Below are 22241 nucleotides of genomic sequence, written 5' to 3'. Positions count from 1 at the left end.
AATGCTAACTGTTGCATTGCCAAAAGGGGAACTCCTTAAAAATAGCATCCGCCTGCTACAATCTGTGGGCTTAGACTTTAGTGCTTTTTTAGATTCAGGAAATCGCCAACTTCAAATTCCTGATACTAAAGGAGTTGCAAAAGGTTTGCTGGTGCGGGCGCAAGATGTACCCGTTTATGTAGAATATGGTCAAGCACAACTGGGTATTGTTGGTTACGATGTGCTGCGGGAGAAGCAGCCACAAGTTGCCCATTTGGTGGATTTACAGTTTGGGCATTGTCGAATGTCAGTGGCGGTAAAAGCATCCAGTTCTTACCGATCGCCTTTAGATTTACCACCGCATGGTAGAGTTGCTTCCAAGTATGTCAATTGCGCTCGTGAATATTTCCACAGTCTAGATTTACCTGTGGAAATAGTGCCGTTGTATGGTTCAGTGGAACTAGGTCCGATTACTGGGATGTCAGAAGCGATCGTAGATTTGGTTTCCACAGGGCGGACTTTGCGCGAAAATGGTTTGATTGAAATTGCCATTCTTTATGAAAGTACAGCGCGGTTGATTGCCCATCCTCTGAGTTATCGCCTAAACACGGGTAATCTAAGTGATGTGATTGCCAAGCTGCGGTCAGAGGTTTTGGTAGGGGTTTAACAGTTCCAGTCAGAGGGGAATTTTGCACATTTGAGATGCTCAAAAATTTTTCTCGTATCTAACGCTAATTTCTTGCATAGAGGTACGCATTATGACTACTCCATTACACCCTTCACCGACTGATATCTGGCTTCCATTACCTGTTGCGCCGTGGCAGGATACTTATAAAACACTGCATCTCTGGACTCAGATTGTTGGCAAAATTCGGTTAGCATTAGCTCCCAAAATCAATCATTGGTGGCACGCAACGTTGTATGTCACTCCTCGTGGACTGACAACTTCGACAATTCCCTATGGAACCGGTAATTTTCAAATCACCTTTGATTTTCTTCTTAATCAACTCCTGATTGAGACAAGCGATCGCACGACGAGAATGATTGAACTCAAGCCTCGCTCTGTAGCTGACTTCTATCAAGCGGTGATCAATACCTTAAAGGAAATCGGAATCGAAGTGCAAATCTGGACAATGCCGCAGGAAGTCGCTGATCCAATTCCCTTTGAACAAGACGAGCAACACGCTGTCTACGACTGTGAGTATGCTCGACGGTTTTGGCAAATTCTGGTTCAAGGCGATCGCATCATGACCCAATTCCGCTCTCGCTATGCCGGGAAATGTAGCCCCGTGCATTTTTTCTGGGGCAGCTTTGACTTGGCGGTGACTCGTTTCTCTGGGCGACGCGCTCCCGAACATCCGGGTGGTGTGCCTAATATGGCAGATTGGGTGACGCGAGAAGCCTATTCGCATGAGGTCAGCAGTTGTGGTTTTTGGTTTGGAGGTGGATCGCTCGAAGCCCTATTCTATGCGTATGCTTACCCGGAGCCAGAGGGATTCAAAGATTACCCAATTCAGCCGCAGTCAGCCTTCTATAGCGCGGACATGAAAGAATTCATCCTGCCCTATGAAGTGGTGCGGCAGGCTAACGACCCAGATGCAATGGTGCTTGGATTTCTCCAAAGTACATACGAAGCAGTCGCTAATTTAGCACAATGGGATCGTGCCGCATTGGAATACAATCCAGTGGTTAACCCTCTTTCAAGACACAAGGTAGGAGGCAGAAAGATTTGACTGCCAGTGAGTGAATAACTTGCTACTAAGCATCGCTTTTAATGTGGATGTAGCATTTTGACAAAATTTAAACAAACTTTCCTGAACAGCTAGAGGCGCGAAAAGGACTAAGGAACGTAGATTAAATAAAATGGAAAACTTCATCCTGTATCTAGCTTCCCTCTCCTTTATCAGGAGAGGGATTGAGGGTGAGGTAAGCCAGGGACATAAATTATATATTATTTGTATATTATTTAATTCTTATTTCTAAGAATTATTAAAAAAGCTTAAGTTATTCTGGAGATAGACACGCTGCTGACTGAATATCACATTTAAATTTATTAAGAAAAGTCAATGAAAGCTGGACACATTGATACAGAAGAGGCAAGGCTAGAAACCCTCCGCCAGTATCAAATTCTTGACACTGAACCGGAAGAAGCCTACGATAATCTTGCCCAGTTAGCGGCGTCTATTTGTGGCACTCCCATCTCCTTGGTAAATTTTATTGATGAAAATCGTCAATGGTTTAAAGCAAAAGTCGGTTTAGATATATCAGAAATGCCCCGGAGTGTTGGATTATCTTACCTTTGCCAAGAGCAGCGTAATGTTGTAGTGGTTTGCGATACTCTAGCTGATGAAAAATTGGCAAAGAATTTGGCAGTAACTAGCTATCCATATATGCGGTTTTATGCAGGTGTACCCCTAATTACCCCCAAGGGAGATATGCTAGGAACTCTGTGCGTGATTGACCAAGTTCCCCGGCAATTGAGCCAAAAACAAGTGGAGGCGCTTGTAGCTCTGAGTCGCTTGGTAATGGACCAACTAGAACTCAGGCGTTATGTAGCTGAGGTATCTGAAGCTACCGAGAAACTCTTGGCGCACAAGCAAACAGTCCACGCTCAGTCTGAAGCCGCCAGAACCAGCATTGCGAATCTTCTCGAAAGCATCACTGATGGATTTTTTGCCCTGGATAATAAGTGGCGATTCACCTACATTAATGGTGAAGCCGAACGGCTCTTGCAAAAAAACCAGTATGAGCTTTTGGGTAAAAACATCTGGGAGGTGTTTCCAGAAATTATTGACACAACATTCCATCGTGAGTATCACAGGGCAATCTTAGAACAGGTGAGTGTGGAATTTGAGGAATTTTATCCGCCACTAAACTGCTGGCTGAAAGTCCACGCTTATCCTGCAAAAGACGGCTTATCTGTTTATTTTCAAGACATTACTGAACGACGCAAAACAGCAGAAGCCCTACGCGAAAGTGAAGAACGCTGGCAATTAGCATTACATGGTAATAAGGATGGGATTTGGGATTGGAACCTCAAGACTAATGAAGTGTTCTTCTCAACTCGCTGGAAGGAGATGCTCGGCTATAAAGACCAGGAAGTTTCCATCGGTTGGGATGAATGGACAAAACGAATCCATCCCGATGATCAAAATTGCGTAGTTCAAGCTTTTCAAGACCACTTTGCCAAAAAAACACCGTTTTACGTCTGTGAATATCGAGTCCAATGCCAAGACGGCAGCTATAAATGGATTCTAGATCGAGGACAGGCACTTTGGGACGCATTGGGTGATATAGTACGGATGGTGGGTTCTTATACTGATATCACAGATCGCAAGCTGGTAGAAGAAGAATTAAAACGGCAAAATCTGCGATCGCAATTATTTGCCGAAATCACCCTGAAAATTCGAGAATCTTTACAAATAGACAAAATTCTGCAAACTGCGGTTACTGAAGTACAAAAATTACTTCAAGCTGACCGAGTTTTGATTTTTCAACTGTGGCCTGATGGTTCGGGAACAGTGGTGCAAGAGGCGGTGCTACCGGGTTGGCCGGTAATTCTCGGAAGAAATCTGCTCGACACCTGCTTTAAAGAAGACTATCTAGAAAGATATCGCCAGGGAAGAGTCAGTACCATTCAAGACATTGAAGCTGCTAATATTCACCCCTGCCATCGAGAATTTCTGGCGGAATTTGCGATCAGGGCTAGTCTGATAGTGCCAATTCTTGTCAGGGATGACATTTGGGGTTTGTTGCTGGCTCATCAGTGCGCTGCACCTCGACAGTGGAATAACTTTGAGACGGAGTTGTTACAGCAATTAGCTAATCAAATTGGGATTGCTTTATCTCAAGCGCAACTATTAGAAAAAGAAACCCAGCAAAGTCAGGAACTCGCTCTTTCTAATGCGGAATTAGAACAGTTTGCTTATGTGGCTTCCCATGACTTGCAAGAGCCGTTGCGGATGGTAACAAGTTATTTACAACTACTAGACCAAAGATATAAAAATCAACTGGATGCCAATGCCGATCAGTTTATCACCTATGCAGTAGATGGTGCCCGGCGGATGCAGACCCTGATCAACGATTTGTTGAACTACTCCCGCCTCAGCAGCCGGCGACAGCCCTTTATACCAGTTGATTGTAGTGTTGTTTTAGAACAGGCGATCGCTAATCTTCAACTGGCGATCGCAGATAGTAAAGCAGTTGTCACTCATGATCCTCTACCTGAAGTCATGGCTGATGCTACCCAACTGACACAAGTATTTCAAAACCTGATCGCCAACGCGATCAAATTTTGCCGTCATCAGCAGCCACGAATTCACATCGGAGTAGCAAAGCCAGGTGTAAATCTAGATGGGGAAAGTTTAAATGTTATCCCGTCGGCAGATGAATGGTTATTCTGGGTGCGTGATAATGCTATTGGTTTAGAATCCCAGTATGCTGAACGAATTTTTATAATTTTTCAGCGCTTGCATGGTAGAGGCAAGTATCCCGGTACTGGAATTGGTCTGGCAATTTGTAAAAAAATTATAGAACGCCACGGCGGCCGGATTTGGGTTGAGTCGAAACCGGATCAAGGCTCGACTTTCTACTTCACAATTCCAGATAGAGATATTAAGCAATCATAAGCGCCATAAGAGGGATTATGCCTATTCAGGTTTTGTTAGTAGAAGACAATCCTGGCGATGCCCAACTCACACGTATCGCCCTGGAAGAGAGCAAAATCTCGATTCACCTGAATGTGGTCGAAGATGGTGTAGAGGCAATGGCATTCTTACGAAAACAGGAAAAATATGTCAAAGCAGCCCATCCAGATATTATACTGCTCGATTTAAACCTCCCTAGAAAAGATGGGCGGGAGGTATTAGCAGAAATTAAAGGAGATGAAAACCTTAAACGAATACCTGTAGTGATTTTGACGACTTCCCAAGCTGAAGAAGACATCCTGAAAGCTTATAATCTTTTTGCTAACTGTTATATAAGTAAGCCAGTAGATTTCGATCAATTCGTTAAAATTGTAGAATCAATAGAAAATTTTTGGTTTGCGATCGTAAAACTGCCACCGGAGTAGTGTAAATGGCAGGTAAACATATTAAAGTCTTATTAGTAGAAGATAACCCTGGTGATGTCTTTTTATTACAGGAGTTATTAAGGGAAGTTACCACAGTTGTAGTTGATTTGATCCCCGTTGAGCGGCTTAATGAAGCACTCAACTACCTAGCAAAGGAAATTTTTGATGTAATTCTGTTAGACCTCTCGCTGCCAGATAGCCAAGGACTAGAAACCTTTGTCATCGCTCATCATCAGGCAAAAGCTACTCCGATAATTGTGCTGACAGGTATAGACGATGAAACCCTGGCAATTAGCGCAATGCAGCAAGGAGCGCAGGATTATTTGGTGAAAGGGCAACTAACTGGCGACTTGCTGGTACGCTCAATACGTTATGCGATCGAGCGTCAACGGGCAGACGACGCACTGCGCCATAGTGAGGAGCGATTTCGGGTTGCCCTGAAAAACTCTCCAATCTTTGTCTACAACCAAGATCGGGAGTTACGCTACACCTGGGTTTACAATCCCCCCGATGGATTGACAGTTGAGGAAATATTGGGCAAACAAGACTTGGATATTATCCCAGTTGAAGATGCTCAACGTCTGATCGCAATTAAACGTGGGGTGCTAAACACGGGGAGAGGAACGCGAGAAGAAGTATCAATTACAATCAGAGATACAACTCGATATTATGATTTAACTGTCGAGCCATTGCGAAATGAGTCTCAAGAAGTTGTCGGGGTGACTTGTGCCAGTATCGATATTAGCGAACAGCAAGCGGCGCTACGCGAACGCAAATTGGCAGAAGAAAAAATCCGCGAACAAGCAGCATTACTAGATGTCACCACAGATGCCATTTGCGTGCGAGATTTAAACAATCAAATTATCTTCTGGAACCAAGGCGCAGAAACACTTTTCGGCTGGCAAGCTACAGAGGCTTGGGGCAAAAATGCTAGTGAGCTTTTGTTTGACGAACATTCACCAGAAATCGAAGCGGCTCTGTTGCAAGTTATTAGTAAAGGTAAGTGGCAGGGCGAGTTAACTAAACTTACCAAAACTGACAAAGAAATCCTCGTTGCTAGTCGCTGGAGTCTAGTGTGCGATGAACAAGGCAAACCCAAATCAATTCTCACGGTTGACACAGATATTACCGAGAAAAAACATTTAGAAGCCCAATTGTTTCGCGCTCAACGCCTGGAAAGTATTGGCACTCTAGCTAGTGGCATTGCTCACGATCTTAACAATATCCTGACACCGATTTTGGTAGGAGCGCAACTGTTACCACTGAAATTTCCTGATGCGGATGAGCGAACTCGCCATCTATTAGAGATTTTGGAAATTAACGCTAGACGCGGTGCTGATTTAGTCAAACAAGTGCTGTCCTTTGCGCGGGGTGTAGAAGGGAAGCGCATCACTTTGCAAATCAAGCATTTGATTCTGGAAGTTGCGAAGATTCTCAAACAGACATTTCCCAAATCGATAGAAATTAGCACTGATGTACCGCAGGATTTGTGGATGGTTTCAGGAGATAGCACCCAACTGCATCAAGTGCTGATGAACCTCTGCGTTAACGCCCGCGATGCTATGGCCAATAGCGGTAGTTTGAGTATCTCTGCCGAAAATGTGTTGATTGACGAAAATTATGCCCGCATCAACCTGGAAGCTAAAGAAGGGTCTTACACACTAATTACTGTCTGTGATACTGGAGTTGGGATTCCTAAAGAAATCTTAGATAGAATTTTCGAGCCATTCTTTACCACAAAAGATGTCGGACAAGGCACAGGTTTAGGACTTTCCACCGTACTTGGGATCATTAAAAGTCACGGAGGTTTTGTGAAGGTGGATAGCGAACCCGGAAGTGGCACTACCTTTAAGGTTTACTTGCCAGCAGTCGGGGGAATGGAAATATTCACCCCAGAAGAGTTGCCACCACAGACAGGACATGGAGAATTGATTTTGGTTGTGGACGATGAAATTGCCATTCAAGAGATTACCAGAACATCACTAGAAGATCACAACTACAAAATCTTAGTTGCTAGTGATGGCATTGAGGCGATCGCGCAATACGCTCAAAATATGGGCAAAATTAGTGTTGTATTAATGGATATTATGCTGCCATCGCTAGATGGTTTAACTGCCATCCGTACCCTGCGAAAAATCAACCCCCAAGTCAGAATTATTGCTAGCAGTGGACTTATGCCTGACAATAAGCTCAGTGCAGTAGCTGCTATTGGTGTGAATATGTTTTTGCCCAAGCCCTATACTGTCAACGAATTATTGCTTTCTTTACAAAAAGTACTATCGTGAAATCTGGTAATTACGTAAGGAATGTAGATTAAATAAAATGGAAAACTTCATCCTGTCTCTAGCTTCCCTCTCCAATATATCGGAGAGGGATTGAGGGTGAGGTAAGCTAGGGACATAAATTGTATGTTATTTAATTCTTATTCCTAAGTAAACTGATAACTGTAAGTACAAAAGGCGGCTTCCTTGATGTAAATGCTAATCGCCTGGATTGGTTATGATTGAGCATCGGTTAATACACTTATGTTAGCGATACTCATTCACTCATTCATTTAGTTATTATGCCTCGGTTTCTGAAGTTAATCATCAATATAGTAATCTTGAGTACATTGTTACTCATATCTGTGCAAGTTTGGGCGCAAGATTGGCGTCCGGTTCGCGGTGGTATCCCTTTCGGTATTGGTGGTATAGCTTTGATAAAGCAGCAAAGCGATACCCTAGATTTTCTGATTGTCCATGACAACAAACAAAAAAACCAAGGTCGTTTAGCAATCATCAGTATTAAGGGTAAGAACCAACCTGAATATTTCCCTTTAAACTGGCCAAGTAACATAGAATTGCCCATCGACTTAGAAGCTTTAACATCTGTTCCAGAGAAAACAAAATCCTCATTTATCGCTTTAAGCAGTTCGGGAAAAGCTTATTACATCAGGTTAGAGTCTGCCAACAAAACCATCTCAGTTCTGAGGGGATTCAATCTACCAGGAATCACTCCCGGAAATAATTTTGAAGCATTTGGATTACAAAATATAGATGGAAAATTAGTTGCTATTTGGGCAGATCGAGGTGAAAGAGAACAACCAGCAACTATTTTTTGGGGAGTGCTTGACTTGGCTAAATATCAAATCACTCTCGCCGGTTCTGCGAAGCTGAAAGTACCGTTTCCATCTGGCAATGTTCGTCATATTTCAGATATTAAAGTAGACCCCGTAGGAATTGTCTACATCACCTCAGCAAGTGATGCTGGAGATGATGGTCCATTTCAGTCAGCTGTGTATGTCGCTGGTTACTTGGGTTTACGTGGTAACAAAATTGCTTGGCAGCAAAATCCTCAACTTGTTCCCTTTTACCGCTCTAACTACCACAAAATCGAAGGTATAGAACTTGTTACCGGTGCAGAAGGTGGTGTAGTGGTTGGTACAGATGATGAAAATTTGGGTTCTTATGTATACATTGTGGGTGGAAGTAGCTGAACGGTATGTCCTTTGTTTTCAGAATTGGTAGTTTATTTGCGATCGCCTTACATATCTATATGCACACACCAAAAGTTTGTCAAGTTATTTATAGCGATCGCAGCATGGAAATAAGTTCTCTGGCGATTGATGATAACGCTCTTTTATTACTCTCGTCAGATTAAATTTGAAACCCTATTTTGACCTTAGTCCGCGCAGGCGGACGAGAGTTTGTGTAGCCGCGATTTCTAATCGCCTGGATTATTCTCTCTCCAGAGTCATAGAAGAGCGATAATCAGCGTGATAGTGGAGTGGCTTAAACACTTGGGCGTGGATATATCGCAAGCTGTTTAACCCAGTTGAATTTTTGTCTCAATTCCGTTAGTGTAACACTGAAGGTTCTATACTAAACTAGTAAAAAATATCTGCTGTTTAAGATTTTTTATATTATGAAAAAGTGGCTCATTTTTATTACAATTGCATTTTTATGTTTCTGTTCAACTTATTTTGTTAATGCGTCTAATTACCCCTTAATAAATTCAGATAATAGTTGTAATTTACGATTCATGAAAAAGGGAGAAGGGTGTTTTATTTACAAAGTGAAATCTGGTAATTTTTCTATTCCTATTTACTACTATTTACCTGATACATTGCAGGAAAAGACTAAAGTTTTATTTGCTATGCATGGTGAAAAACGTAATGCTGAAGATTATCGAAATGATTGGAGAAAGATTTATAAATACAACAGTGATGAGCATACGAATTTTATTTTACTTGCTCCCCAGTTTGAACAAAAGTGGTTTCCAAAAGCTGTGGGTTATAATCTTGGCAATATGTTTACAGAAGATTTAAAGATTTTAAATCCTCGAAACCAATGGGCATTTACTGAAATTGAAAATATCTTTACTTTTGTCAAAAGAACCACGAAAGTAAAGGCTAATAATTACTATCTCTATGGTCACTCTGCGGGCGCACAGTTCGTACATCGAATGGTTATCTTTATGCCATTCGCACATATTCAAAAGGCTGTGGCTGCTGAGGCAGGTTCCTATACAATACCGGATGAAAATAGGGAATATCCTTGCGGTCTGAAGAAACTAACTGGAGAGCCACTATCATCTGTAGATTTGAAAAAAACATTTACCATACCAATGACAATAATTTTAGGTACAAAAGATAATAAAGTTCTACCTCCTGAACATGATTCTTATGCTTGTGATACACAGCAAGGTTCTAATCGTTTAGCTCGTGGCGAATATTTCTACACTCAGGTTAAAAGTATTGCTGATAATAGAAAAGAAGATTTTAATTGGACTCTCAAAGAAGTTACTGCTACTCACATTGTTGCAAATACGAATCCTCCGATTGAAGATCCGATGTTAGTGTCATGTGCCGCTTTGGAGTTTTTTCCTAAATTGACCTTCGTTAATTGCAAATAGTTATTTCTGCACCCTGTAAAATTTTGAATTTAGAATTGCTGGTGCGATGCCTACGGTGGGCAAAGCCTACGCAACTTGGTGTAGGTTGACCATTATCTGATTGATAACGGCCACTGATTAATTACCCCTACACATTAAATCGGAACAACATTACATCCCCTTCCTGCACAACATACTCTTTCCCTTCACTGCGAACCAACCCTTTCTCCTTCGCAGCATTCATCGAACCAGTTGTTACCAAATCTTTATAAGCGACAGTTTCGGCGCGAATAAATCCCCGCTCAAAATCACTGTGGATTACACCAGCAGCTTGAGGTGCAGACATTCCCGCATTAATCGTCCAAGCGCGGGTTTCTTTTGGCCCGCAGGTAAAATATGTCCGCAAGCCTAGAAGCATGTAAGTTGCACGAATCAATGATTTCAAACCCCCTTCTTCCACACCTAAAGAACCAAGAAAATCAGATTTATCTTCTTCTGGTAATTCCACTAATTCCGCTTCAACTTGAGCCGAAACTATCACAACTTGGGCATTTTCTGTAGCTGCAATTTGCCGCACTGTTTCCACAAAATCATTACCCGTTGCCAACTCTTCCTCAGATACATTCGCGGCGTAGATAATCGGTTTATAAGTGAGCAGTTCCAGTCCTTTAATAATTTCTGTTTCTTCTTCATTCAAGCTTACCTGACGCACCGATTTACCTTCATTTAAAGCCGCAGCTAATTTTTCTAAGACTGAGACTTCAAACTGTGCATCTTTACTAGTACGAGCTTGTTTGCGAGTGCGGTCAATTCGCCGCTCGATTTGTGATAAATCTGATAAACCCAACTCTATATTAATGATTTCAATATCTCGCGCTGGGTCAACAGAACCAGCAACGTGGATAATATCGTCATTCTCAAAACAGCGTACCACATGGACGAGCGCATCAACTTCCCGGATGTGGGACAGGAATTGATTTCCTAGTCCCTCACCCTGACTTGCACCTTTAACTAAACCGGCAATATCGACAAATTCCACCCGCGCCGGGATAGTTTGTGCCGAACTGGCAATCTTAGCAAGAACATTTAACCGTTCATCCGGTACTGCGACAACGCCGACATTCGGTTCAATCGTGCAAAAAGGGAAGTTAGCTGCTTCTGCCTTGGCATTAGCAACTACAGCATTAAATAAAGTAGATTTTCCGACGTTGGGAAGTCCGACAATTCCGGCTCTTAGCATTTTGGATTTTAGATTTGAGATTTTGGATTACATTACCAAGGTAATCTAAACAGGTTCCGGTATGGTTTGGGGAATTGGCCCTGGAACTGTCTGAGGAATGGGAGCAGGTACTGGTTCTGGTACAGGCCCAGGTAACGGTTGAGGAATCCCTGGCCCCGGTACAGGTTCGGGACTCGGTAATGGATTCGGGCCAGGATTGGGAATTTGTGGTTCGGGTATAGAAATCGCAGTAGGATTAATCATGGTAAGTCCAAATTAAATTATTTAACCTTTCCACGGTAGATGACAACCTTATCTGTTGACATCTCCCCAAATAGCTATACCCACGAACACATCCTTTAATAATTTACCGCTCTTGCCATTAAAATTCTCTGCGTTCCTCTGCGGTTCCCTCTGCGCCCCTCTGCGTTTAAATTCCACCCTCAATTCCCCACAATTTTACGCAAAACTTTACCAAACTACTGCTCTTTTACCTTTTCTACCACCTCTGGCACTGGATCATAACCACCTGGATGAAACGGATGACAGCGCAAAATCCGCCGAGTTGCCATCCACCCACCACGCAACACCCCAAATCGTTCAATAGCTTCAATAGCATACATCGAACAAGTTGGTTGAAAGCGACAAGTCGGGAGAAACAACGGCGAGATAAACATTCGGTAGCCCTGAATCAGCCAAATCAATAATAATTTCATAGCAGTTACCCAAATCTTATAAATTAGTAACAGAGGTAAAAATTTTCATTTTGTTGCATCTTTGTTAATTACATTTTCTGACTTCACCTCAATTCCGCTTTTATGGCTGCAAATTGCAATCGCTGCAATTTGGGTGTTACTCATCCTCTTGATTGCATCGGTGGTAAACCGCTTCGCCGACAAGCCAGAAATCGTGCGGAAGATTGTTCATATTGGCACTGGTAATGTGATTTTAATTGCTTGGTGGCTAGATATTCCTGCCATTGTAGGGATTACAGCTTCAATTTTAGCGAGTGCAATCACCTTATTATCTTACCGATTGCCCATTCTTCCTGGTATTAATAGTGTTGGACGCCAAAGTTTAGGGACATTTTTTTACTCTGTCAGTTTCGGTATTTTAGTCGCCTGGTTCTGGTACTTGCAACAACCCCAGTACGCAGCAGTAGGAATTTTGATCATGACTTGGGGAGATGGATTAGCAGCCTTGATTGGGCAACGCTTTGGTACACACAAGTATAAAGTTTTTGGGACGCAAAAAAGTTGGGAAGGCTCCCTAACGATGATGCTCGTTAGCTTTCTCGTCTGTAGTTTGATTTTAGTTGGAACTCAAGGAAACAGTTGGCAAACTTGGGCAGTATCAATGTTAGTAGCAGTTATAGCTACTGCTTTAGAAGCTGTTTCATTTTTGGGTATTGACAATTTGACAGTTCCTTTGGGCAGTGCAGCCCTTGCTTTCTTTTTAAGTCAGTTAGTTTTGAGTTACTAATTGTCTTGAGTGCTATTCCTAAAGGCTTGTTAGTAACGAGCCTCCTTACATGATCAGCCTTACGCCCAGGCGGCTAGCGTTAACTTAAGCTTTCTGTACGGCTTTTGATTCGACATCGGACGCGCTTGCGCCTGGTTTTACCCAACCGTGATTCTCTTTCAGAGAGGCTGCGCCAACGCGCAAATAGGATTCAAAGTCGCTCGGTGCAGGAAAATCGCGTTTTAACTGTGCCAAATCTGCTGCGTAGCCGACGTTCTCAAACCAGCGATACATCAGGGTCACTTCTTCTCCGGCTTGCTGCTCAAATGCTTCAAACGGAATTTGTTGGTAGTTAACGGTTTTTCCTAAAACACGGCTGAACGCGGCAGCGATTTCTGTCATGGTCATGTCCACACTGGCGACTTCCTGCTCGCGTTTCAAAAAATCTGCGGGACGATCGAACACCTCGGCGACCATTTCCCCGTAATCATCTTCAGAAAGCTGCTGCAATTTCGTCTCAGGATTGAGCGGCTGTGGAAGCGTTCCGTTTTCAACCATCGGGCGCATCGCGTTGTAATTGTAAAAGAAAAAAACCGGACGCATGATCGTGTAGGGCAACCCGATCGCTCGAATATATTCTTCGACTTGAAATTTGCTGTCAAAATGCGGAATGCCAGTTTTGCGTTCTGCGCTCCCCACCGAACTGTAGACGAAATGCTGGATACCCGCAGATAAAGCAGCGTCTGCAACAGCCTTGCCCTCACGGATTTCAGTTTCCGATCCGTGTTGGAAGTTTTGCATCGAAAAAATGCCGTCAGCACCTTGCAAAGCGCGATCAAGTGAAGCGCGATCGCTAAAGTCTCCTTCTACGAGCTCTGCGCCCGCTTGCTTAAGCGCTTGGGCGGCAGGTTTGTTTAGGTCACGCACGAAGGCACGAACAGTGAACTTTCCGCCCTGCAAAAGATGACGCGCCACCGCGCCGCCTTGATTGCCCGTGGCTCCGGTGACTAAGATAAGTCGTTTTTCGTTTGTTTTCTGCGTCATACCTTCTCCACCCAGTTTGTGTGTTTGTTTCATCTTGTCCAACTTTCATTCAGTATGGTAGCTTCTACAGAAAGAAAGAAAAAGTAGTTAAACTTCAAAACAGTTATGCAAAAAATTCAAAGATGCGGTTGCGTGAATGGACAAGCTCAAAAGCCTGATGATTTTTATGCGCTCCGCTCAACATGGCAGCTTTTCGGAGGCAGCACGACAGTTAGGCATGGCTCCTTCAGCAGTGAGTCGAGCCGTATTGCGTTTAGAAGATAACTTGGGGGTGCGCTTGCTCCATCGGACGACTCGCAGTTTGGCACTGACTGAAGATGGCAACCGATTTTATCAACGCTGTCAGCAAATTCTCAACGACTTGGAAGAAGCCGAACTCGAAGTCAAACAATCACAATCCATGCCGATCCGAACATTGCGGCTTGATCTGATTTTTGTGTTTGGCAAACTGCATATCGCTCCGGCTCTGCTGCGATTTGCCGCAGAGCCGGAGCTAAACCTGAATGTTTCTTTTAACGATCGCTTGATCGATCTGATTGAAGAAGGCATTGATGCGACTGTGCGGATTGGAATGATCAGCGATAGCGGTTTACTTATGCAACACCTGGCAACTGCACGCTACATCACTTGTGCCTCGCCACAGTATCTAGCCCAGTATGGTACGCCCACAACGCCTACAGAACTATTGCAGCATCGCTGTGTCAACTTTATCTTTCCACAGACCCGACGAGAACCTAACTGGAAGTTTGAACAAGATGGAAAATTGATTGACCTTTCCGTTAACAGTTATCTGCAATTCGATAATTCAGAAGTTATTTTAGAGGCAGTCATTCAAGGAGCCGGTGTGGTTCAGTTTCCCAAATTTATTGCCGCGAAAGCGATCGCACGTGGAGACCTCCAACCGATTCTCCAACCCTACACGCCCCAAGTTGGATTACCGATCGCAGTGTTGTATCCACAAAAACGCTATCTCTCGGCTAAAGTTCGCGTTTTTGTTGAGTTTATGAGAGAATTGACGGCTGCTTTAAAGCGAGTTGATGTTGTAGATTGAACGCTTACGAACCGCTTAAGCGAAGTCTGCCCAATTATCTGCCATAGACAGTGGCGACACCCATCAGCTAAACATGGCATCACTGTGCCAAAAGTCAGACGAGATATTTAAATGTATAGAGATATTAAGGTATTAGACCTTTATGATATATACTGATTAAGGCTTTAGTTTTTTAAACAAAAAAAGTGGCAAAAGGTCGATTTTTCGTATCGGCTCAATCAAAAAAAAATAAATCTTTTTGACTATATTCAACACCACCCATTACGTGAAAATTGAGCGGAGTTTATTACCGCGATCGCTCCAAAATCCAATCGAGTAAAATCGGATTGACTAATTCTGGTGCTTCATCCTGGGGACAATGCCCCACTCCCTCTAAAGGAATAAACTTTTCTACTTGCGGAAAGTTAGCTAATTCTCTACCTAACTTAATTGGTTCCCACGGATCAGCCGTTCCCCACAAAATAATTGCCGGACAGGGTAACAGTGGTAAAAGTTCTTCTGGTAGAGGCCCTGTAGAATAAGAAGTAAAGGCTAGAAACACAGCCCCAGCCCCCGGATCACTTGCTGGTGAAGTGAGAATATCTACCAACTCATCTGTCACCATCTCAGCATTCGAGTATGCTTGCAGCAGAATCTTCCGCACTGTTTTCGGTTTGGCGAGTTGATTGAAAAAGAAATCACCAATTGGTTTAATAGATAACAGGCGTTGGAGTACAGGCGCTCCAAAACGACGAGTCCAAGGTAAAGTTACCCGTTTGCGATCGTGCAACAGCCGTAAAGAACAGTTTAGCAAAGCAACTCCCAAGGCAATATCTGGGTTGCTTACTGCTGCTTGCATGGCTACAATACAGCCAATAGAATTTCCGACTAAAAAAGCTGGCTCACCGACAACTTCGCGGCAAAAATCTGCCACTTGCTGTCCCCAAGTTTCTAGTGTATAGGTAATTTTTTCACCAGGTTGAGGTTTTGCGGAAGCGCCAAAACCAATCAAATCGATCGCATAAACACGGCAATTTTCCGCTAATACGGGAATATTTTTTTGCCAATGCCACCAAGAAGCGCCAAATCCATGCACGAGGACAACAGCAGGGCCAGTGGTTCCTTGGGTTTGATAGCAGATCGGGAAATCTTGCCAAATCCAGGTTTTTGTAGAGTTAAGTGCTGTTTTTGAACTTGAGGTTGTCATGGTAAATTTGATGAAAACAAGGGTAAAAGCCTTTCAGCAGCAAGCCGCAAGTAAAATTGTTTTGAATTTGAATAAAATTTATCAGATTTTTAAAGTAAATCCTTTGCTCTAGTGATAACTTAGACATACACTACGAAAAGTTCTAGGCTGATAAGGCTAGCATTAAGCTAATAGTTTTATCTAGTATAGAGAGTTTTCATCTTTATAGAGGTAATTGACTCACAACCAGGACTTAGACAAACAATAGCTGAAACCCTAATTTTTAAGTAGGGGCAATTCACGTAGCTTTAGCTTCCCGCAGGGTATTGCCCCTACAGCGTCTAGTTTTGCGTAAGTCCTAACAACTTAGATTATGTCAGTATTAGGAATCATGACTTCTGTAATGTGAGTAATATTTTTGCTATTTTTAGATGTGAGGGAATTAGCATCAGTGTTAGATTCAGTAGTTTCACAATTTACGACAGCCAATCAAGTCTATAAAATTGTCAAATATGAGGCATCGGCTAAGGGGTGGTTTGCAACTGGAAACTGACGCTAAATTTAACAATATTTTTCTTGTTCTTAGTTCTGCGAGCCAGAAAAGATGAATATAGTAGAAACAATTGATACTCCTGTTGGGAGTTACGCACCAGATTTTGAAATACCAGGAATTGATGATCAAGTACACCATCTCAGGCGTTATCTTGAGAAGTTCCGAGCAGTCGGTGTCATTTCTATGTGTAACGACTGTCCTTATGTAGAGTGCTATATAGACAGGTTAAAAAACATTCAAGCCGAATTTGCCCCAGAAGGCTTTACACTAATTGGCGTGAATGGTAGCAATCGCGATCGCAACTCTAGTCCCAGCTTAGAAAATATGAAAGCTTTTGCCCGGCGTCACGACTTGAATTTTCCCTATTTATGGGACTCGACGCAAGATGTAAGCCGCAGTTTTGGTGCTATAAAAACCCCAATGGCCTTTTTAATAGACACTAACGGTATAGTACGGTACAAAGGTCAAATTGACGATCATCCTCAAAACCGATCATCGGTGGGAGAGGATTATTTGAGAACAGCGATCGCTTCTCTGCTTCTTGGTCAAAAAATAGATTTACCACAAACAGAACCAATCGGTACGACATTGATTTGGCGTAACTAGACATAGATAGTCGCTGTAACTGCTATCTTAAATTGGAGGCAATTGCAACTTTTTTGATAAAGCGGAACTTCATGGGAACGAATTACCGACGGGTTTTACTCAAACTGAGCGGTGAAGCCTTAATGGGCAACATGGGCTATGGCATTGATCCAGAAGTGGTCAAAGGAATAGCACAAGAGGTAGCAGAGGTGATCGCCACTGGCGTTCAAATGGCCATCGTTGTTGGCGGTGGCAATATTTTTCGTGGCGTGAAAGCGGCGTCGGCGGGAATGGACAGGGCAACAGCTGACTACATAGGGATGATTGCCACGGTAATGAATGCCATGACCTTGCAAGATTCGCTAGAACATATAGGAGTACAGACGCGGGTGCAAACTGCGATCGCTATGCAAGAATTAGCAGAACCGTATATCCGTCGTCGTGCCATCCGCCATCTTGAAAAAGGACGGGTGGTAATTTTTGGTGCTGGTTCTGGAAATCCCTTTTTTACTACAGACACCACTGCGGCATTAAGAGCGGCAGAAATTGATGCGGAGGTGATTTTTAAAGCCACTAAAGTAGATGGAGTATATGATGCTGATCCTCATATTTATCCTGACGCCAAGCGTTACAATAGCCTTACCTACGCACACGTTTTAGCCAAAGATTTGCGAGTGATGGATAGTACTGCGATCGCCTTGTGTAAAGAAAATAATATCCCAATTCTAGTATTTGACCTCACGGTGCGAGGTAACATCCACCGAGCAGTCATGGGAGAATCGATCGGCACCCTTGTGGGAGGTTCTTGTGAAATTAGCTGAAGCTGAGAGTACGATGCAAAAGACCGTTGAGGCGACTCAACGAGCTTTTAACACAATTCGCACTGGTCGCGCCAATGCGAGTCTATTAGATAAGGTATCGGTGGATTATTACGGTTCGCCCACATCCCTAAAATCACTGGCAAACATTAGTACACCAGATGCCACGACAATCTTAATTCAACCCTACGATCGCAGCAGTTTAAATATAGTCGAAAAAGCGATTTCTTTATCTGATGTCGGTTTAACCCCCAGCAATGACGGTTCCGTGATTCGGCTGAACATTCCGCCCTTAACAAGCGATCGCCGTAAAGAATTCGTCAAAATGGCATCTAAGTATGCTGAAGAGGGTCGTGTTGCTATTCGTAACATCCGCCGCGATGCCATAGATGCCATTCGCAAACAGGAAAAAAACGCCGAAATTCCTGAAGATGAAGCACGAGATCAGCAAGACAAACTGCAAAAACTGACAAACAAATACAGTGGCAGAATAGACGAATTGCTGGCAGAAAAAGAAAAAGACATCACGACTGTTTAAAGTCTAAAGTCTGAAATATAAAGGCTGAAGGATGATAGATAAATTCTTCAGCCTTTATCATTTCTTAAGTATCTAAATCACGTCTATCTTGAAACCTGTAGTTCTTCTGTGATCAAAAGGATTTGCCCTCATCCCCCAACCCCTTCTCCCAGATTTGAGAGAAGGGGAGCCAGAATTTCAAAGTCCCTCTCCCATATCTGGGAGAGGGATTTAGGGTGAGGGCGAAAACTACGGTTCTCAACTTAGATGAGGTTTAACAAAAATTGATCGAGTATCTCAATAGAAAATAAACTAATTCAGGAGCAAAAATTCAGCTATATGTACGACTGCATCATCGTCGGTGCTGGCCCATCTGGTGGAACAGCCGCATATCATTTAGCCAAACAAGGCCGCTCAGTATTAGTATTAGAAAAAGAATCCCTACCAAGATATAAACCTTGTGGCGGTGGTGTATCTCCAGCGATCGCTCAATGGTTTGACTTTGATTTTAGCCCAGCCATTTCTATGAAAGCCGACTCCCTGCGCTTTACCTGGAAATTGGGCGACCCCGTAGAAGCAAAAATCGCCACAAAAGAACCGATTTGGATGGTGCGACGAGATATTTTTGACCATTTCCTAGTGCAGCAAGCACAGAAGCAAGGGGCTGAACTACGAGATAATACTGAAGTTACTGGTATTGAGTTTCAAAGTGACTATTGGCAAGTTAATACAGCTAATGGTTCAGTTACAGGTCGCTATTTAATCGCGGCTGATGGTGCCAAAGGTCCAATGGCAAAATGGCTAGGCTTTAAAGAACGTAAACGCATCCTCACGGGAGCTTTGGAGGCAGAAATTCCTGGCATTATACAAAATAAACCCACAATTCATTTTGAGTTTGGCTTGGTCAAAAACGGCTATATGTGGAACTTCCCCAAAGCTGATGGTTATTCAATAGGTGTAGGAACCTTCATTGGTCGTCAACCCCAGGACTTCAAAAAGATTTTAGATGAGTATGCCAAATCTTTTAATCTAGACCTGAAAACCAGCAAGCAATACGGTCATCCTCTATGTATTTGGGATGGTAATCAAAAGCTGCACACTCAAAATGCGGTTTTGGCTGGGGAAGCTGCTTGTGTGGTTGATCCCATGACAGCAGAAGGTATTCGCCCCTCAATTTTTAGCGGTTTGCTTGCAGCAGCAACCATTAATGAAGCACTTTCTGGTGACACTAACGGTTTAGAAAAATATAGCGAAACCATTAATGAAGAGTGGGGTAATGAGATGGCTTGGGCGCAAAAATTAGCTGGAGCATTCTATCGGTTTTCCAACATTGGCTACAAAGTTGGTGTTAAGCACCCCTCTGCTCCCCAAATCATGGGTAAGATTATGTGTGGAGAACTACGTTATGGCGACATTGCCGATCGCGCTCTCAAGCGTTTAATCCCTGGTTTTGGCGGTTAAGTATTAGGGATTAGGATTTACGCAAAACTACACGCGGTAGGGGCAATACCCTGCGGGAAGCTAAAGCTACATGAATTGCCCCTACTTAATTGTGCATAGCTTCCCCGACCTTGTAAAACATTGATCGCTCTATTAACGCGAAATTAAAAATACTTAGAGAAAAACCAGATAATCACTCCAGTTCCTAATACACAAATAATTCCCGCCAAACCAGCTAGAGGTTTTTTGTTCTTACCTGTGAACCAGTCAGAGACTTTACCTGTATAAGTAATTAGTTCTGCTGTGTCTAGGGTTGCGATCGCCCATATCCATCCCGCGTGTAGTCCCCAAGCTAAACCCAAATTGCCGCTCGTGGCAAAGCGTGCCAACACCAGCACCATTCCCATTAGCCATAATCCAGGGAGTTGCGGTGCTGTTTCGCGTTGCTCCCAAACTAGGTGTAGCAAGGCAAAAATCAAGCTAGAAATTGCTGCTGCTACCCAAACGGGGTAATCCTGCGCTAATTCAGTAAACAGGAAACCGCGAAAAACTAACTCTTCTATCCCACCGACTAATAGAGCTATCAAGAAAATTGGTAGCAAGATCGGTAGTAGTAACTTGAAATTCGTCTTTTCAAAAGAACACCAACCTAACCCAAATTGTCCACTAAATACAATAGCTAGGCTGACCACTCCCAAACCGAAACCTAGTGCTAAAGAACCAAGAGTTGAAAGATTTCCAACAAAGCCGTAATCGGAAAAAGATTTATTGGTCAGCCAACTAACTCCCCACAGAATCAGGGGAGCTAATAGGTAGAGTGACAACAATAACGGCATCTTTTGCTCTGGCTGCAAAGGTTTGGGAGGTTGCCAATTGAGCAATATTGCTGATACTGTTGCGATCGGCAACCAGCAAACTATCCAGATAACAAAAAATGCCATCACTACAACTAGTGCTGGTGCATTTTCCATAAACGCTAGTAAGGCATTGACCGAAGGCTCAAAGAAAGTTATCAAAATTAACAAAAAAAACACGATAGACTTCTTGCACTATAGATTTCTTGCTGATTAATCAAGAGTCTACTAAATTTGGTGACTCCTGCAAGGGGTCTAATCGTATTTTTCACTTGGACAAAATTCTCTAAATAGCGCTACTAGTTTGCTGTCGGGGTAAGGACAAGTTATCATCACCTGAAACTTATCCCTACCATCAGCAAATTTACTCTTCCTCTTCCAAATCTTCGTCCGAGTCGTCGGAGTCTACATCTTGTGAGGTTAGTTTTTTATCGGTTTCACCGAGTTGAATCAGGTGAATATGCTTATATCCCAGCCTAATTTCAAACTCATCTCCAGCTTTTAAGCCCATTGCTTTGGTATATGTAGCACCAATTACAATCTGACCATTTTGATGGACACTAACCCGATATGTCGGTTCACGACCACGACCATCTTTAGGTGCTTCTGGACTTAGAGGAATTCCTCTAGCCGATAGCAAAGCGTCATAAAAATCCGTGAGATTGACACGAACCTGGTTATTCTTAGTAACAGTGTAATAGCCACACTGTTTAGCTCTTTCTCGGCGTGGTAAAGTGGAAAGTTCTTTTACTTTACCAAGTAGTGCTTTTCCGGTTAATGGCGCGGTTGCAGTTTCAGTCATTATGCTCAAATTTTCCTTACTTTCTCCAAACTGATAAACGATGTAGTCTTATGCTGGCATTTGACTTTTTAGCATTTGCATAGAGCTACTTAGGACTCTAGTGTAACGGGTGAATTCCTGCTGATCGGAGCCAAAAGCACTTCTATATATGGTTGTCCACAACAAATTAGAGGTCATAGTTGCCACAGACATTAATTTGGCTGATTTCACGGCACTTTTAACCATTATTCGCCATCAGAAACGAAATTATTTTCTCTTTTGGCGCTACTGTAGCGGTGTAACTTTCAGCTACCCTAACAAATTGGGTTAGTTCTACTACAAATAAGTCGTAGTCCCAAAAAATTGCAGGTTTTCCACTTTTAGTGCTTGCCCTTCCGGCCAATGAGCAAGTAGAGTTTTCTCTACTCCTACTCTCAAGCTTAGGACTGCATAGTATTTCAATAGAGTCCTATGGGCATCTGGCCTTTTGTCCTGCCAGTAGAGACGCGAATTTTCTTGTCTCTACATTCCGAATCAACAAAGCAGTAGTAGCCGCGCTTATACGGCTCTTGATTCTGGTTTTGTCACTTCGTAATTTTATATTAAATACTAGCATGGACTAATAATAGCAAAATAGTTGTTTAATTTTGAATTAAAGTTGCTAGTAAATTTTTATTTAAATTTCTGGACTTAAAGCTTGGGGATTTTTGTAACCCTTTATTGCAAGCGTGAGTATTGCCCTACGGCTTTTATCAGAATTTATCTAATATAGATGAGCCGTTTTGACCAATGAGTTAAATCCAAGATTTTCTTGATTTAGAGGAGACCAAA

21 protein-coding genes are annotated in these 22241 nt (G+C 42.9%); 14 read left to right on the top strand and 7 right to left on the bottom strand.

Features of this window, described 5'->3' with window-relative positions; genetic code table 11:
- Position 1: 1 nt before the first annotated feature.
- The 8 genes from hisG (at position 2) to V7K15_RS25005 (ending at position 9943) form a co-directional block, all read left to right on the top strand.
- Positions 2 to 646, top strand: a complete 645-nt coding sequence (gene hisG, locus V7K15_RS25040; RefSeq protein WP_334909896.1) for an ATP phosphoribosyltransferase — start codon at positions 2 to 4, stop codon at positions 644 to 646.
- 91 nt (positions 647 to 737) lie between these two features.
- Entirely contained in the window at positions 738 to 1712 is a 975-nt protein-coding gene (locus V7K15_RS25035) for a DUF5996 family protein (RefSeq protein ID WP_334909894.1), read from the top strand.
- A gap of 333 nt (positions 1713 to 2045) precedes the next feature.
- Positions 2046 to 4607 carry a GAF domain-containing protein gene (locus V7K15_RS25030; protein WP_334909892.1) on the top strand — a complete coding sequence of 854 codons (2562 nt, stop codon included), beginning with the start codon at positions 2046 to 2048 and terminating at the stop codon, positions 4605 to 4607.
- 17 nt (positions 4608 to 4624) lie between these two features.
- Positions 4625 to 5050, top strand: a complete 426-nt coding sequence (locus tag V7K15_RS25025) for a response regulator (protein ID WP_334909890.1) — start codon at positions 4625 to 4627, stop codon at positions 5048 to 5050.
- A 5-nt stretch (positions 5051 to 5055) separates the two neighbouring features.
- Entirely contained in the window at positions 5056 to 7335 is a 2280-nt protein-coding gene (locus V7K15_RS25020; protein WP_334909888.1) for a hybrid sensor histidine kinase/response regulator, read from the top strand.
- Positions 7336 to 7613: 278 nt separating this feature from the next.
- Positions 7614 to 8525 carry a hypothetical protein gene (locus tag V7K15_RS25015; protein ID WP_334909886.1) on the top strand — a complete coding sequence of 304 codons (912 nt, stop codon included), beginning with the start codon at positions 7614 to 7616 and terminating at the stop codon, positions 8523 to 8525.
- A 5-nt stretch (positions 8526 to 8530) separates the two neighbouring features.
- Positions 8531 to 8689, top strand: a complete 159-nt coding sequence (locus tag V7K15_RS25010) for a hypothetical protein (protein WP_334909884.1) — start codon at positions 8531 to 8533, stop codon at positions 8687 to 8689.
- 381 nt (positions 8690 to 9070) lie between these two features.
- A complete protein-coding gene (locus tag V7K15_RS25005) occupies positions 9071 to 9943 on the top strand; it encodes a hypothetical protein (protein WP_334909882.1) in 873 nt (290 codons plus the stop codon).
- Positions 9944 to 10070: 127 nt separating this feature from the next.
- Here V7K15_RS25005 and ychF read toward each other — a convergent pair whose 3' ends face one another.
- The 3 genes from ychF to yidD form a co-directional block, all read right to left on the bottom strand.
- Positions 10071 to 11162 (bottom strand): redox-regulated ATPase YchF, encoded by a 1092-nt coding sequence (gene ychF, locus V7K15_RS25000; protein WP_334909880.1) that lies wholly within the window; start codon positions 11160 to 11162, stop codon positions 10071 to 10073.
- 45 nt (positions 11163 to 11207) lie between these two features.
- Complete coding sequence (locus tag V7K15_RS24995) at positions 11208 to 11405, bottom strand: hypothetical protein (RefSeq protein WP_334909878.1); 198 nt, start codon at positions 11403 to 11405, stop codon at positions 11208 to 11210.
- Between the two features lie 215 nt (positions 11406 to 11620).
- The gene (gene yidD, locus V7K15_RS24990; protein ID WP_334909876.1) at positions 11621 to 11857 is read right to left on the bottom strand and encodes a membrane protein insertion efficiency factor YidD; all 237 of its coding nucleotides are present in this window, start codon (positions 11855 to 11857) and stop codon (positions 11621 to 11623) included.
- 61 nt (positions 11858 to 11918) lie between these two features.
- On the opposite strand from yidD, the gene V7K15_RS24985 reads away from it, so the two are divergent.
- Positions 11919 to 12623 (top strand): diacylglycerol/polyprenol kinase family protein, encoded by a 705-nt coding sequence (locus V7K15_RS24985; RefSeq protein ID WP_334909874.1) that lies wholly within the window; start codon positions 11919 to 11921, stop codon positions 12621 to 12623.
- Between the two features lie 84 nt (positions 12624 to 12707).
- On the opposite strand, the gene V7K15_RS24980 is transcribed toward V7K15_RS24985, so the two are convergent.
- Positions 12708 to 13679, bottom strand: a complete 972-nt coding sequence (locus tag V7K15_RS24980) for an NmrA/HSCARG family protein (RefSeq protein ID WP_334909872.1) — start codon at positions 13677 to 13679, stop codon at positions 12708 to 12710.
- A gap of 103 nt (positions 13680 to 13782) precedes the next feature.
- Here V7K15_RS24980 and V7K15_RS24975 point away from each other — a divergent pair, with 103 nt between their 5' ends.
- Positions 13783 to 14697, top strand: coding sequence for a LysR family transcriptional regulator (locus V7K15_RS24975; protein ID WP_334909870.1), 915 nt, complete (start codon positions 13783 to 13785; stop codon positions 14695 to 14697).
- 286 nt (positions 14698 to 14983) lie between these two features.
- On the opposite strand, the gene V7K15_RS24970 is transcribed toward V7K15_RS24975, so the two are convergent.
- Positions 14984 to 15883: an alpha/beta fold hydrolase gene (locus tag V7K15_RS24970; protein ID WP_334909868.1), complete on the bottom strand. Its 900-nt coding sequence runs from the start codon at positions 15881 to 15883 to the stop codon at positions 14984 to 14986.
- 583 nt (positions 15884 to 16466) lie between these two features.
- Between V7K15_RS24970 and V7K15_RS24965 the strand changes: the two genes are divergently transcribed.
- The 4 genes from V7K15_RS24965 (at position 16467) to V7K15_RS24950 (ending at position 19796) form a co-directional block, all read left to right on the top strand.
- Positions 16467 to 17021 carry a thioredoxin family protein gene (locus tag V7K15_RS24965; RefSeq protein WP_334909865.1) on the top strand — a complete coding sequence of 185 codons (555 nt, stop codon included), beginning with the start codon at positions 16467 to 16469 and terminating at the stop codon, positions 17019 to 17021.
- A gap of 71 nt (positions 17022 to 17092) precedes the next feature.
- A complete protein-coding gene (pyrH, locus tag V7K15_RS24960) occupies positions 17093 to 17821 on the top strand; it encodes a UMP kinase (protein ID WP_292803035.1) in 729 nt (242 codons plus the stop codon).
- Positions 17808 to 18356 (top strand): ribosome recycling factor, encoded by a 549-nt coding sequence (gene frr / locus V7K15_RS24955; protein WP_334909863.1) that lies wholly within the window; start codon positions 17808 to 17810, stop codon positions 18354 to 18356. The genes pyrH and frr overlap by 14 nt, the downstream gene beginning before the upstream one ends.
- A gap of 318 nt (positions 18357 to 18674) precedes the next feature.
- A complete protein-coding gene (locus tag V7K15_RS24950; protein ID WP_334909861.1) occupies positions 18675 to 19796 on the top strand; it encodes a geranylgeranyl reductase family protein in 1122 nt (373 codons plus the stop codon).
- Between the two features lie 143 nt (positions 19797 to 19939).
- Here the strand turns inward: V7K15_RS24950 and V7K15_RS24945 are convergent, their stop codons facing one another.
- Positions 19940 to 20809 (bottom strand): CPBP family intramembrane glutamic endopeptidase, encoded by an 870-nt coding sequence (locus V7K15_RS24945; RefSeq protein ID WP_334909859.1) that lies wholly within the window; start codon positions 20807 to 20809, stop codon positions 19940 to 19942.
- A 184-nt stretch (positions 20810 to 20993) separates the two neighbouring features.
- Positions 20994 to 21431: an AbrB family transcriptional regulator gene (locus V7K15_RS24940; protein ID WP_292803053.1), complete on the bottom strand. Its 438-nt coding sequence runs from the start codon at positions 21429 to 21431 to the stop codon at positions 20994 to 20996.
- Positions 21432 to 22241: the final 810 nt, after the last annotated feature.

Origin of the sequence: Nostoc sp., from assembly GCF_036919815.1 — a bacterium.
Lineage (GTDB): Bacteria > Cyanobacteriota > Cyanobacteriia > Cyanobacteriales > Nostocaceae > Nostoc.
The sequence above is the reverse complement of the archived record's forward strand: the minus strand, read 5'-3'. Positions and strand labels throughout refer to the sequence as shown.

Coding starts and splice junctions, on each gene's coding strand:
- hisG (WP_334909896.1), top strand. CDS start 2: ATGCTAACTGTTGCATTGCCAAAAGGGGAACTCCTTAAAAATAGCATC.
- V7K15_RS25035 (WP_334909894.1), top strand. CDS start 738: ATGACTACTCCATTACACCCTTCACCGACTGATATCTGGCTTCCATTA.
- V7K15_RS25030 (WP_334909892.1), top strand. CDS start 2,046: ATGAAAGCTGGACACATTGATACAGAAGAGGCAAGGCTAGAAACCCTC.
- V7K15_RS25025 (WP_334909890.1), top strand. CDS start 4,625: ATGCCTATTCAGGTTTTGTTAGTAGAAGACAATCCTGGCGATGCCCAA.
- V7K15_RS25020 (WP_334909888.1), top strand. CDS start 5,056: ATGGCAGGTAAACATATTAAAGTCTTATTAGTAGAAGATAACCCTGGT.
- V7K15_RS25015 (WP_334909886.1), top strand. CDS start 7,614: ATGCCTCGGTTTCTGAAGTTAATCATCAATATAGTAATCTTGAGTACA.
- V7K15_RS25010 (WP_334909884.1), top strand. CDS start 8,531: ATGTCCTTTGTTTTCAGAATTGGTAGTTTATTTGCGATCGCCTTACAT.
- V7K15_RS25005 (WP_334909882.1), top strand. CDS start 9,071: ATGAAAAAGGGAGAAGGGTGTTTTATTTACAAAGTGAAATCTGGTAAT.
- ychF (WP_334909880.1), bottom strand. CDS start 11,162: ATGCTAAGAGCCGGAATTGTCGGACTTCCCAACGTCGGAAAATCTACT.
- V7K15_RS24995 (WP_334909878.1), bottom strand. CDS start 11,405: ATGATTAATCCTACTGCGATTTCTATACCCGAACCACAAATTCCCAAT.
- yidD (WP_334909876.1), bottom strand. CDS start 11,857: ATGAAATTATTATTGATTTGGCTGATTCAGGGCTACCGAATGTTTATC.
- V7K15_RS24980 (WP_334909872.1), bottom strand. CDS start 13,679: ATGAAACAAACACACAAACTGGGTGGAGAAGGTATGACGCAGAAAACA.
- V7K15_RS24975 (WP_334909870.1), top strand. CDS start 13,783: ATGGACAAGCTCAAAAGCCTGATGATTTTTATGCGCTCCGCTCAACAT.
- V7K15_RS24970 (WP_334909868.1), bottom strand. CDS start 15,883: ATGACAACCTCAAGTTCAAAAACAGCACTTAACTCTACAAAAACCTGG.
- V7K15_RS24965 (WP_334909865.1), top strand. CDS start 16,467: ATGAATATAGTAGAAACAATTGATACTCCTGTTGGGAGTTACGCACCA.
- pyrH (WP_292803035.1), top strand. CDS start 17,093: ATGGGAACGAATTACCGACGGGTTTTACTCAAACTGAGCGGTGAAGCC.
- V7K15_RS24950 (WP_334909861.1), top strand. CDS start 18,675: ATGTACGACTGCATCATCGTCGGTGCTGGCCCATCTGGTGGAACAGCC.
- V7K15_RS24940 (WP_292803053.1), bottom strand. CDS start 21,431: ATGACTGAAACTGCAACCGCGCCATTAACCGGAAAAGCACTACTTGGT.